General features: G+C 31.0%; 14 protein-coding genes. 6 read left to right on the top strand and 8 right to left on the bottom strand.

The genetic code is table 11. The features are described 5' to 3' along the window. Positions 1-9 precede the first annotated feature (9 nt). Together HA146_RS00225 and HA146_RS00220 are read left to right on the top strand one after the other, a co-directional pair. Entirely contained in the window at positions 10-1812 is a 1803-nt protein-coding gene (locus tag HA146_RS00225) for a diflavin flavoprotein (RefSeq protein ID WP_209107605.1), read from the top strand. Between the two features lie 17 nt (positions 1813-1829). Beyond that, entirely contained in the window at positions 1830-2354 is a 525-nt protein-coding gene (locus HA146_RS00220; RefSeq protein ID WP_209107603.1) for an NAD(P)H-dependent oxidoreductase, read from the top strand. A gap of 22 nt (positions 2355-2376) precedes the next feature. Here HA146_RS00220 and mrdA read toward each other — a convergent pair whose 3' ends face one another. The 4 genes from mrdA to HA146_RS00200 all read right to left on the bottom strand — a co-directional run bounded on the left by mrdA (position 2377) and on the right by HA146_RS00200 (position 5835). Then, on the bottom strand, positions 2377-4167 hold the full coding sequence (mrdA, locus tag HA146_RS00215; RefSeq protein WP_209107601.1) for a penicillin-binding protein 2: 1791 nt from the start codon (positions 4165-4167) through the stop codon (positions 2377-2379). A gap of 11 nt (positions 4168-4178) precedes the next feature. Continuing rightward, positions 4179-4346 (bottom strand): hypothetical protein, encoded by a 168-nt coding sequence (locus HA146_RS00210; protein ID WP_209107792.1) that lies wholly within the window; start codon positions 4344-4346, stop codon positions 4179-4181. Positions 4347-4431: 85 nt separating this feature from the next. Then, on the bottom strand, positions 4432-5040 hold the full coding sequence (locus HA146_RS00205; RefSeq protein ID WP_209107599.1) for a hypothetical protein: 609 nt from the start codon (positions 5038-5040) through the stop codon (positions 4432-4434). 81 nt (positions 5041-5121) lie between these two features. Then, positions 5122-5835 carry a PD-(D/E)XK nuclease family protein gene (locus tag HA146_RS00200; RefSeq protein ID WP_209107597.1) on the bottom strand — a complete coding sequence of 238 codons (714 nt, stop codon included), beginning with the start codon at positions 5833-5835 and terminating at the stop codon, positions 5122-5124. Positions 5836-6074: 239 nt separating this feature from the next. Between HA146_RS00200 and HA146_RS00195 the strand changes: the two genes are divergently transcribed. Beyond that, positions 6075-6275 carry a hypothetical protein gene (locus HA146_RS00195; protein WP_209107595.1) on the top strand — a complete coding sequence of 67 codons (201 nt, stop codon included), beginning with the start codon at positions 6075-6077 and terminating at the stop codon, positions 6273-6275. 169 nt (positions 6276-6444) lie between these two features. Here HA146_RS00195 and HA146_RS00190 read toward each other — a convergent pair whose 3' ends face one another. The 3 genes from HA146_RS00190 to cbiD form a co-directional block, all read right to left on the bottom strand. Continuing rightward, positions 6445-7380, bottom strand: a complete 936-nt coding sequence (locus tag HA146_RS00190; RefSeq protein ID WP_209107593.1) for an MrcB family domain-containing protein — start codon at positions 7378-7380, stop codon at positions 6445-6447. 108 nt (positions 7381-7488) lie between these two features. Beyond that, a complete protein-coding gene (guaA, locus tag HA146_RS00185; protein WP_209107591.1) occupies positions 7489-9075 on the bottom strand; it encodes a glutamine-hydrolyzing GMP synthase in 1587 nt (528 codons plus the stop codon). 54 nt (positions 9076-9129) lie between these two features. After that, positions 9130-10242 (bottom strand): cobalt-precorrin-5B (C(1))-methyltransferase CbiD, encoded by a 1113-nt coding sequence (cbiD, locus tag HA146_RS00180; protein WP_209107589.1) that lies wholly within the window; start codon positions 10240-10242, stop codon positions 9130-9132. Positions 10243-10329: 87 nt separating this feature from the next. On the opposite strand from cbiD, the gene HA146_RS00175 reads away from it, so the two are divergent. Continuing rightward, entirely contained in the window at positions 10330-11466 is a 1137-nt protein-coding gene (locus HA146_RS00175) for a pyridoxal-phosphate-dependent aminotransferase family protein (protein WP_209107780.1), read from the top strand. Between the two features lies 1 nt (position 11467). Here the strand turns inward: HA146_RS00175 and HA146_RS00170 are convergent, their stop codons facing one another. Next, complete coding sequence (locus HA146_RS00170) at positions 11468-11665, bottom strand: hypothetical protein (RefSeq protein ID WP_209107587.1); 198 nt, start codon at positions 11663-11665, stop codon at positions 11468-11470. 132 nt (positions 11666-11797) lie between these two features. Between HA146_RS00170 and HA146_RS00165 the strand changes: the two genes are divergently transcribed. Further along, positions 11798-12310, top strand: coding sequence for an AbrB family transcriptional regulator (locus tag HA146_RS00165; protein WP_209107585.1), 513 nt, complete (start codon positions 11798-11800; stop codon positions 12308-12310). Positions 12311-12365: 55 nt separating this feature from the next. Further along, complete coding sequence (locus tag HA146_RS00160; RefSeq protein WP_209107583.1) at positions 12366-12815, top strand: DUF6554 family protein; 450 nt, start codon at positions 12366-12368, stop codon at positions 12813-12815. The last annotated feature ends 118 nt before the right edge of the window (positions 12816-12933 follow it).

Here is a 12933-nt window from a genome sequence, read left to right as displayed (position 1 = left end):
GTCTTTAAAATGTCAGATATAAATATAGGCCAACTTGCAGAAAATCAAAACTTATCAGCATTTGAAATTACCGAAAATTTTTCTTGTGTAAGATTCTTAGACCAAAATAAAGAAAGATTTGAACTTGAATTTAACCTTGAAAAAGGAACTTCTTTTAATACTTTTTTCATTAGAAGTCATGAGGAACTTTTTGTTATTCATCCACCTGAGAAACAATATTTAAATTCATTTAATAAAGTAATTTCTAGGTTTTGCGATCAATTTAAATTAGATAAAATCAACTTCATTTCTGGTCATATTAATCCCCAAATTATTGAAACTATAAAAAATATAAGTACCCAATTTCAAAACACAACTATTACTTGCTCTAATCCAGGTTATAAACTTATTAGCGAACTTTGGAATCAAAGAAATCCTACCTTAGAAAACTTTATTGAAATTCAATTACCTGAAATAAACATAATCAAAAAAGAACTTAATTTAGAATTAGATAACATTTCACTAGAGTTAATTCCTATTCCAACAGCACGTTGGCCTGGTGGCCTAATAATTTATGAACGTAATCAAGAAATACTTCTTAGTGAAAAAATTTTCTCTGCACACATTGCGTCTAAATATTGGTCTGAAACAAATCGAGTTAGTACAGAAATTGATAGGAAACATTTTTATGATTGCTTGATGGCACCAATGTCTAATCAAGTGGTATCAATAACTGAAAAAATTGCAGATTATGACATTAAAACTATTGCACCATTACATGGTCCGGCGATCGAATATAGCTTAAAAAGCTTTTTAAATGACTATATTAGATGGGGAGAGAACCTCTCAACAAATAATCCTAAAATCGCTCTGATATATGCAAGTGCCTATGGAAATACAGCCTCAATAGGTGATGCATTGGCTAAAGGGATAAATAGAACCTCAGTAGAAGTTGAAAGTATTAATTGTGAATTTACACCTAATGATGTACTTGTAAAATCTATCCAAAATGCTGATGGATATTTAATAGGCTCACCCACATTGGGTGGTCACGCCCCAACTCCAATAGTTAGTGCATTAGGAACATTATTAGCAGAGGGTAATAGAGATAAGCCAGTTGGAATTTTTGGCAGTTTTGGCTGGAGCGGCGAAGCTATAGATTTACTTGAAACAAAATTAAAAGACGGTGGTTTTAAGTTTAGTTTTGACCCTATAAGGATTAAATTCAGTCCAAATAAACCAAAGATTAAAGAGTTAGAAGAAATAGGAACTCACTTTGGAAGAAAAATTATAAAAAAAGCAAAGAAAAAACCCAGAAAATCAGATACTGGAATGATTACAAGCAAAACGGATCCAAAGCTACAAGCTCTTGGAAGAGTAATTGGTTCACTTTGTGTACTTACAGCCTCTAAAGGCAAAGATGAGAATAATATTAAAGGAGCTATGCTTGCATCTTGGGTTAGTCAAGCAAGTTTTTCTCCGCCCGGGTTAAGTATTGCAGTAGCAAAAGATAGATCGGTAGAGTCTCTTCTGCAAATAGGAGATTCATTCGCATTAAATATTCTTAGTGAAAAAGATTTTAAAGAACCTTTGAAAAGATTCACAAAGCCCTTTGCACCTGGAGAAGATAGATTTGAAGGCATAAATATTGAATTAACTCCTAATGAACAGATAATCATTCCTGAATCGCTCGCATGGTTAGATGCTTCTGTCAAAGAGAGAATGGAATGTGGAGATCATTGGGTAATATACGCCGAAGTACTACACGGTAATATACTAAAATCCAATAGTCTAACGGCAGTTCATCACCGCAAAACAGGTGCTAACTATTAAATTTATGTATCTAATTTATGACTGAAACAAAAGACCTAATAATCATTACGGCTAGTTGTGGTAAAAATCTAGAACTTTCTGAAAAATTTCTTGAAAAAAGTAATGAACTTAAAATAAGGTCTGAAATTTTAGATCTTACCACTCTTGATATTCCATTATTTAATCCAAGAATTCACAGCAAAGAAAATATTCCAAGTGAAATAAAAGAATTAAAAAAAAAGCTTTTCGCAATAGAAAGGTGGGTGATTTGCGCTCCTGAATATAATGGATCTATACCTCCCATTCTCTCGAACTTCATAGCATGGCTCTCTATTTCGGGAGATGACTTTAGAAACTTATTTAATGGTCAACCAATTGCAATTGCAACATTTTCTGGTGGCATAGGGTTAGAACTGCTTACTTCATTACGCATTCAATTAGTGCATTTAGGAAGTCAAGTATTAGGCAGACAACTTTTGTCCTCATATAGTAAACCGATAGATACCAAAACTATTGAAGATATAATTCAAAGACTTTTACAAATGAAAAAATTAAAAACATAAACTTTAAAACCAAAAATTAATATCATTTTTTTTCATTCCAAACTTTTAAAATTTCTCTTGCCATAGGGAGTGCATGTACAGACCCTCCACCTGGAGTATTTTGTGCAAAAGCAACTACAACCAACTCACTCTTTTCCGAAGGAGTAAAGCAAACGAACCAAGCGTGATCTAAGCCACCTTCACCATCTTCAGCAGTTCCTGTTTTACCTGAAACTGGAGGTAAATTTGTAACTCCATAATTAATTGATACCCCCGTTCCAGACTCAACCACTTTTCTAAGGCCACTTTTTATCAATTGAATATTTTTTGGAGCAATGTCAATTTTAATACGTTTTTTATCTAAAAGACTTTCTCCATCTTTTTTAGTTAAATGGGGAGTAATTAGATAACCTCCATTAGCAATCGCTGCATATGCTCTAGCTATTTGAATTGGAGTTACTTGAACGACAAATTGTCCAATAGACATACTCGCAATATCTTCGGGAACCCAGGGAGTTCTACCTGGTTCTCCCCATCCTCTACCATCCTTAGCCCATTGACTATTAGCTACTAAGCCCATGTTTTCTTGTTCAGAAATTTCAATTCCGGATAAAGAATTGAAACCTAGCTTTTTTGAAACCTCATAAATTTCATCAACGCCTACACCATATCCGACTTGATAAAAAAAAGTATTGCTTGAAACTCTTAAAGCATCTTCATAACCTATTACACCAAAGCCTAAATCATTATGTTCTCTAAAACATTGACTACCATAAGTAATACATGGTTTTGTTTCTAGCATTGTATCAATAGGAAATTTTCCACTTTCTAAGCCCGCCAAAGCCGTTACAATTTTCCAAACACTTCCTGGATCATAAGCATTTAATGCTCTATTAAAAAGAGGTTTTTCAGAAGAATTAAATAGCTTATTATATTCTGTCTCAGGCTTAAAATCCTTTGAGAAAAAATTTAAGTCAAAGGTAGGTTTACTTGCCATTGCTCTTATTGCACCATCTCTTGGATCCATCACTATTATCGCTCCAGCTTTTTTGTCTCGCAGTGCTTCCTCCGCAACTAATTGCAAGTTCATATCAATAGTTAATTCAATATCATTACCTTGCCTTGAAGGTTTAATACCCAATGATCTTTGAAATTTGCCTAAAGAATTTACTTCAACCATTTCTCCACCCCATTCACCTCTTATAAAATCTTCATAAACATATTCAATTCCAGTTCTCCCAATTAAGTCATTTAATTTATAACCCTTCTTAGATAAAAAGTTATATTCTGATTCAGTGATTGGCTGACTATAACCAATTACATGAGCAGCAACAGATTGATAGGGATAATTTCTAATTAATTTCGTCGCGATTTCAAAACTAAATAAATTATCATCATTTTCCTTGAATTTGATTAATTGATCAACATTCAAGTCATCAAGAATAGTTACTGAAAGTTTTTGATTTTTTTTACCATCAAAATATTTTTTTTGAATTAAATTACTATCAAGATTTAACAAATCAGAAATACTTGATTTATGGTTTTCCCAACTACTTTCTTTAACAGATTGAGGCTTTATTATTAAAGAATATTTAACTCTACTATCTGCTAAAACATAACCATTTTTATCAAGTATTCTGCCCCGTATTGGTTGAGAAGCAATAAGTCTAATTCTGTTTTCATCAGACATTTTTTTAAAAGATTCATAATTTAAGAGTTGTAAAAAAATCAACCTTAATAAAATCAATAAAAAAGAAATAGAAGAAAAAATCAGTAAGACTAATGGTTGTCTTTTTAATGAAATAAGTTTTTTGTTAGAACTACTTTTTTTCAAAGATATTAAATTTATCTATATATTGTTTTCTCCAATAGAGTAATTGTTGTGCTTATCTCTTTAAGTCTAGTTATTAAATTTTGATAATCAATATCTTGATTATCATGAGTAAACTCATCATTTTGAATATCATTTGAAGTGTATTTTTGATTCATAAAAGTTATATTTTTAAAATTCATTGTTCTATATATTCCAATCTTAAATTAAAAAAAATTTTTATCAAAATAATATTAAGTTAGATACTGAAGAAATAAGATTAACAAATTAATTTAACTGCTCTAAATTTTGTTCAAAATAAGGATTACAACTATTTTTAGATATTCCTAAAGACCAGCCAATGAATGCTGAAATAATTATCGTGACGATTAATGGGAAAATCACTTGTTGAGTATTTTCAAGCATAAGCCATTCCCTCCAACTACTAAAAAACCTTTCTCTTTGAAATTTTCTTTTTTCATTTTCTAATAATCTTGCTTTTTTTGCGAAAGATTTTGTAACCCACTTTTCAAAAGGAATCTTTTTTATAATCGCCATTTTTCTCTCAACTTCTAGTAGCTGACCTGAACTAAGATAAGGGTGAAATGTACTTATCAATTCAAGAGTTTTTAAAAACATCTCAACAGTTGCATCTTTTATAAGCTTTTGCTCATTACTTAACTCAGTCCACTCTATTTCTGGATAAAAGCGATTTCTATTAGGTTGAATTTGATCCTCTGACATTTGACCGGGTTCTCTAAGCCATCTATTGGTATTTTCATCAAATCTACGCCAATACAAAAAAGGATTAATGAAAATTGTTTTACCAGATACTTTGACTACATCTTGTTGAAGATGATTAGTTATCTTTCTTTCAGAGTTTTTCGCTTTTATCAATAGTCTAAATTAATAATCTAATTAAAGATTATCTTTTATTCACTAATTTTCCAGAAATATCAAAAATATTTCCTATGAGTTTTAAGTTATTGATAACTGCCAACGCTTTTTTAAATAATTACAGTATTCACAATTTAATGAAGGTTTGGGGAAAATGTCGGATCGTAATAAATTGACTGTATCGATTATCTTATTTTCTACCCATGATGAAGAACAATTCAATCTAATTAAATGTGCATCAAAATTTAATTGATTATTAAAGGCCTCTTCATTTTTCTTTCCATTAAAATATAAAAGATAAGCTTCATTAGCAACTTGAAAACCGTTTTTTTTAAATAGCCACTGATACATTTCCAATTGTCTCTTATAAGCCTTTGCATATTCGTATTTATTAAAAGTCTCGGACCAATCAAAATTATTTCTAGATGTTGCTTTTACATCAACTATGATAAGCTCACCATTTTTTTTCTGCCAAATATCATCCACAGCTCCACCAAAATCATAATTATGTTCTATTGACTTATATCTTATACCTTGGAAATTACTTCTCCAACGTTCTAAATCTTTGTGTTTGAAAGGAATAGCATCAAGACCATGTTCAATAATTAAAGGATGAGGCTCCTGAATTCTTCTGTAATAATCAAATTCATTTTTACATAAATTATCTACAGCTATATTTAAGGTGAATGGTAATGATGGTGGTTTTATTTTATATTTTTTATCAAGTACGCAACATCTTGGGCAACTAAGATATTTTTCAACAGTAGTTCTACTTAATTTAATAATACCGCTCATCACTTTTTACATATCATCTTATAAAAAAAAGCTATTTTGAATAACTATGAAAATAGAAAATTTCTTTTGCTCATTCAAAATAATAGTGGTTAAAATCTAAATCGTTTGAAACTTTGATAAAAGATTATATTAATTTTAAAATGACAAATTTTATTTAAATTTAGCTTATTTTTTATCTTATTTAGATCCTTGACACGCAGAAAAGAGATAGTTATCTGAATCTAAGTACTTTAATAATCATGTTTCCAGAAGGAACTTTTATTAACGAAAAGAATGATAATCTCATAGTTTTCGAAAAAGACTTGAAAAATCCTGAATATGAAGGCTTTGTTTGCTTTTGGGAAATTAAAGATATTGAGTGTAAGCAGTTAAGATTTAAAAAAAGACTTAGTAAATTAAAAGCTTCTAAAAAGTATCATAATCTTTTAAGAGAGGGTTAGATTCTCCTTAAAACGGATAAACTAGTTGCATAGGAAAACATTAATAAATAAACTCCAATTATTCCCACTCAATAGTTCCTCAAAAAAGGTCAATAAAAAAGACAGTTATATCAATGGGTTTAAGTTAATTATAACACAAATTTTTCCACGTAAAACCTACGTTGAATCATCATTTTTTTATCAAATTCTTTAATTGTTCTAAATCACTAGAGTCTTTTAGTTTATGAATCATTCGATGACAATTTGAACATAAAACAGCAAAATCTTTCTTAGTTAATTTTCTAGTCTCACCCTTTTTTAATTCCGACATTGGAACTAAATGATGTGCTTCAATATATTCTTTACCGATATCTCCATAAATTTTTTGAAAATCAAAATTGCAACTTTGACAAACAAATCCAAGTTCTTTTTTAATTTTTTTTATTTGAGCACTGCTTGGTCTTTCAATTAAATAATGAACTTTTTTCTTATATGTTTCTTCAATAGTGATATTCTCATTTTGTTCTTCACCAATTAAAAAATTATCACTATCTCTACCCCCTCGAAAAAATAATGTTTCATAAGCATCAAGCATATTATGAAGATTACCCACTAACTCTTCTTCGCTTGGTAGGTCTGCAGCATCATATTCAATATGGTAAACATGACCACTCTTGTAATTTAAACGCCCATTAATTTCAATTTTTGGTTTAGATGAAGAAAAGAAACTTTTAAATTCAGAAATTTTCATACGCATTATCTCTGCCTGTTTATCTAAATTTTGATTTGAATCCTTCCCATACTCTTTCTCTGCTTCCTGAAAACTTTGCCCTAAACCTAATATGATTTTATTACTTGAATTTGGAATTAAATAAACAGGATAATAACCTTGACTTGCTTTATCCGTAATAGAACAATTATAAATTGCTACCCATGGAATATCTGCCCATCTTCCTCTACCAGCAGAACCTTCAACTTTATAATCTTCAAAATGATTTGGCAAAAGTGATTCTATTATTTTCCTACCGTCTTCCCTAATAGAAATCGCTAAAGGATGACCTTTATAAAAACTAGGGATACCATCTTTTAATCCTTGAGATGTATTTTTTAGGAATTCTCTTAGCATTTAAATCTAAAGGATACTAATCTGATGCTCACAGAATACCAAAATTACTCGTGAAACCCACGTGAAACCATTTTTTTTTAGTCTATAACTAGGTTTATGACCTACTTTTCATTCCCACTCAATAGTTCCAGGAGGTTTACTTGTAATATCATAAACAACTCTATTAACTGAAACTACTTCATTTACGATTCTATTTGAGATTCTCTCCAAAATTTGAAAAGGTATTTTTGACCAGTCTGCTGTCATACCATCTTCACTAGATACACAGCGTAAAACTATTGGCCATGCATAAGTTCTTTTATCACCCATAACTCCTACAGTTTTAACAGGTAACAATACTGCAAAAGCTTGCCAAATATCATTATAAAGTCCTGCTTTTTTAATTTCATCTCTCACTATCCAGTCTGCATCTCTTAAACAATCTAGTTTTTCATTGGTCACTTCACCCAAAATTCTTATTGCTAATCCTGGTCCTGGAAATGGATGTCTTTTGATGATTTCATCAGGCAAACCTAAAGCAGCTCCCAATTTTCGAACTTCATCTTTAAAAAGTTTTCTTAATGGTTCAACTAATTTAAACTGTAAATCTTTTGGTAATCCGCCCACATTGTGGTGACTCTTGATTTTGACCGCTATTCTCTCACCTGTCTTGGGATCAATATTAGTACCAGCACTTTCAATAACATCAGGATAGAGAGTACCTTGAGCTAAGTACTGAAAAGGTCCCAATCTATTACTTTCTTCTTCAAATACTCTAATAAATTCTTCGCCAATAATTTTCCTTTTTTGTTCTGGATCAGTAATCCCTTTTAATTTGGCAATGAACCTTTCCCTAGCATTAATATATTCAACCTTTATATGAAATTTCTTATCAAAAAAATTCATTAAAAATTCCGGTTCACCTTTTCTCATAAACCCTTGATCTATAAACATGCATGTAAGCTGATCTCCAATTGCTTTATTAAGTAGAAAAGCAAGAGTTGACGAATCAACTCCTCCTGACAAGGCAAGCAAAACTTTCTTATTACCAACTTGCTCTCTTATCCTGGGAATTGTCTCCTCTAAAAAAGTTTCGGTTGTCCAATCAACCGGACAACTAGAAATTTTATAGACAAAATTCTTAATTACCGTCATCCCGAACTCTGAATGAATAACTTCAGGATGAAATTGTACGCCAAATAATTTCTTTCTATCATTTGAAATTGCTGCATGGAGTGTATTCTCGGTATGAGCAATTTTATTGAATCCATCAGGCAAAAAGTTAATTGAATCGCCATGACTCATCCACATTATAGAGTTATCTTTTACATCAGAAAGGAGTTCAGATTCTAAATCTATATTTATTGGTGCTCTCCCATACTCAGCTTTTTTTGTGGCTGAAGTAACGGATCCTCCAAGTTCTTTAACCATTAATTGCATTCCATAGCATATGCCAAGAATAGGGATTCCTAAATCAAAAATTTTTTCATTGCATTTAGGCGCATTTTGGTCATATACAGAATTTGGCCCTCCACTCAAAATTATCCCTTTAGGATTAATATCATTAATTTCCTCAATTGAAATACAGTTACTTACTACAAGAGAATAAACATTAGTTTCTCTGATTCTTCTTGCAATCAATTCAGAATATTGAGATCCGAAATCTAAAATTAATATTGAAGGATCTCGTTCTTTTTTTAAAGATGTTTGACTCATGTATAAAAGTTAGCTCAATTTATTTACAAAAGCATAATCAACTAAAAATTCATCTTATTTAAAATAAGAAATATAATCATTACCGTTAGTACCCGACCACCTTATTTGCCTTTTTCTATCAAAAAGGATTGCTGCAATTTTCATATCTGTTTTTACATACCTATTAACATATGCAAAAGAACGCTTTTCAATCGTATTAGATAAATTGTGGAATAATTTTTCAGCTATATATTGATTAAATCTTTCAAGCACTAATAAGGCATCTTCAAGAGTATTTAAGGTAGACAAGTTAACTATTAATTCAGGTGGTAAATTTTCTTGAACGGCTAAATAAACAAGAATCTCGATTCTTCCATCAGCTATATGATTATGTGTATGAAAAATACCGCCTGCTAATTTAATTAATTTTCCGTGATAACCAAAAAGAATCACAGTTTTAACTTTTTTTATTGCAGCATCAACTATTAGCGGCCCTAACCAGTTACCAACTTTTATAATTGGCAACTTAACATTACAAGTTTTTGCCAAATTTAGGCCATTTTCACCAATAACAAAAACAACTTTCCCTTTAAAATCATTTTTAATTAACTTTGCTAGCTCCGTTTTAGCCTCTTCTAATTGATCAGGTGAAGCACTCGAATAAGTCTCAGCAGAAGTTCCAATAATAGATAATCCATCTACAATTCCAAATGACTTATTACTAGTTCTTTCCGCTAAAAACTCCCCATTTGGGAAAATAATTTCTAAATTTAAATTAAAACCTTCTGGAATAATATCCAATAAATTATCATATAAAAGTTCTTTAGCAAAATTAGAAATGCATATCTCTGATGTATTCTCTTTGATACCTACACCAGATCCTGCAATAATATTTATTGGATTTCTTTGAACAAGATTATTCAAAGAAATTTTTTCTAAAGAGGCTATTGTCCATATTTCTAAGTTTTGTGTAATGTCAAGATCTAATCCAGACTTTGCAAAGGAAATTCCTAAAGCATGTGAGTCACCTTTAATTAAACCAACAGAATGAATCTCGATTTTTATTTCTTTTTTTTCATTAGGGATTTTTATTAGTTCATAATTATCAAATGGAAACCCTACTAGTTTTTTTAATGCTGACCTAGAAGCACCAGCAACCCACAAAGGTAAAGAAAATCCTTTTTTCAAATCAAGTAATTGAAAAATATATAATGAGAACTAATCTAAGAATGACCTATTTAACAAAAAGTGGCCATACAACAAAAATTATCATTGATGATTCCTGGACCCACACCAGTTCCAGAAAAAGTTTTACAAGCATTAAGTAAGCATCCAATCGGCCATCGCAGTAAAGAATTCCAAGAGCTCGTAGAAAGTACCACTAAAAATTTACAGTGGCTTCATCAAACTCAAAATGATGTTCTAACAATTACTGGTAGTGGAACTGCCGCAATGGAAGCTGGAATAATAAATACTTTAAGTAAAGGTGATAAAGTAATTTGTGGAGAAAATGGAAAATTCGGCGAAAGATGGGTAAAAGTTGCTAAGACATTTGGGTTAGACGTAATAAAAATTGATTCCGAATGGGGTACTCCCCTTAATCCAGAAGAATTCAAAAAAATATTAGAAGAAGATAAACAAAAAGCAATAAAAGCAGTTATCTTAACTCATTCTGAAACTTCAACAGGTGTCATTAATGATCTAGAAACCATAAGCTCATATATTCGGGAACACAATACAGCATTATCTATTGTTGACTGCGTCACAAGTCTTGGGGCGTGCAATGTACCCGTAGATGAATGGCAATTAGATGTCGTTGCTTCAGGATCACAAAAAGGATATATGATTCCCCCAGGCCTAAGTTTTATAGCAATGAGCCAAAAAGCATGGGAAGCTACAGAAAAATCTGATTTACCAAAATTTTATTTAAATTTAAAATCCTACAAAAAGAGTCTTGTAAGTAACAGTAATCCATATACTCCAGCAGTTAATTTGGTTTTTGCTTTAGATGAAGCTTTAAATATGATGCGAGAAGAAGGTTTAAAAAACATTTTCTCTAGGCATAATAAACATAAATTAGCAATGAGCAATGCAGTAAAAGCTTTAAATCTAAAATTATTTGCTGATGAAAAATGTTTAAGCCCTTCGATTACTGCAATAAAGACTGAAGGAATGGATGCTGAAGAATTTAGAAAGACAATAAGAAATAAGTTTGATATCCTACTTGCTGGTGGCCAAGATCACTTGAAGGGAAGAATATTTAGGGTCGGACATTTAGGGTATGTAAATGACAGGGATATCATTACAGTAATTTCTGCTATCAGTAATTCACTTCTTGATCTGGGAAAAATCACTGTTCAAGAAGCTGGTGAAGCATTAGTAGTGGCATCTAAATTTCTTGAGACAAAATGAGTTAAGTCCCTGGTTCTTCAACATTTCCGCCTAATTCAACTATCTTTTTTCGAAGAACTAATGATTTTTTTTTATCTCCGTTAGTTTGAGCTATTGCAAGAGCAAACTCTAATTTTTCAAGCTGGTGGCCACCCTCAAAAAAAGATAATTTTTTCTTTATGAGGCTTCTATTTGCTTTGTATGAAATTTGAGAAGACATAAAATTCATGCTTTAAATTATATTATGCCAACAAAAGGGGACATTATGAGAGGAAAGCAAAAATATAATTTGAGTATAAACCCAATCAAAAATAAATTTTTCTAATATTATGTCCAAACATCTTTAAAATTCATGTCAAACATAAATCTAATCTATTACCTAATAGCAGGGGGGATTTTTGGAGCATTAGCTCTAAAAACGGGTATCCCTGCGGCTCCTCTTGCAGGCGCTTTAATAGGCGCAAGCATACTGAGTATCAGTGGAAAGGTCGATGTAGCAGATTGGCCAATTGGTACAAGAACAATATTAGAAATTGGAATTGGAACAGTTATTGGTACATCCTTAACTCAAGACTCATTAGTTGATCTTCAAAGCTTATGGAAGCCTGCCATTTTAATAACTTTTACTTTAGTTATTACAGGATTGGTAATTGGCTTATGGACAAGCAGATTACTTAATATAGATGTGATAACAACAATTCTTGGAGCTGCACCAGGAGGTATTAGCGGGATGAGTCTTGTAGGTTCTGAATATGGAGTTGGAGCTGCAGTCGCTACATTACACGCAGTTAGATTGATTACTGTGCTACTAATTCTTCCTTTAGTTGTGAAATGCTTGAACTTATTTGGAGTAATAAAATCTTAATTATCTATAGACATATTTTTAATAAAAGATATTTTTAAATAGGAGGAAAACTTAAATGAAAGGATTTAAAAAAAAATTAATTTTTTTAACCCTAGGGATAATATCTCCCATATCAATCCAAACATTAAAAGTTAATGCAGGATCATTTGGAGCAGAAATTTTCTGTACTATGAGAGATGGTGGTAATGATCATGAAAGTAGTTGGGATGCAGCATATACATATATAAAAAAGCAAAAAGGAGGAATTTTCAAAGTCTCACCTAAACAAGCAGCAGCACAAATTACTGAATCAGTAATTAGAGATAGAGAAACCTTCAGCTATTGTGTTGAATATCTAGATCAACTTCATCCAAATAGAAAACTAATAAGAGATATACAAAACGAAGAAGAAAGAAAAGAAAAAGAAGCTCAACAGAGAGAAAAAAATAAGAAAAGGTTAGAAAAAGAATTAGAAGAAGCTAATGAAGAATATTCAGAAGAGACAATTGAAAGATACAGCTATTAATTAAAGCTCTGCTTTTTTTTAATTTTTTAATTAGATATGTAGTAAATTTTATTTTGTATCTACCAACACTAAATTATATTTTTATGGTCGAATTTCAGCTAAAAAATAATAAATAAAT

The sequence above is a fragment of the Prochlorococcus marinus CUG1416 genome, assembly GCF_017695965.1.
In the GTDB taxonomy this organism is placed as follows: Bacteria; Cyanobacteriota; Cyanobacteriia; order PCC-6307; family Cyanobiaceae; genus Prochlorococcus_A.
The sequence above is the reverse complement of the archived record's forward strand: the minus strand, read 5'-3'. Positions and strand labels throughout refer to the sequence as shown.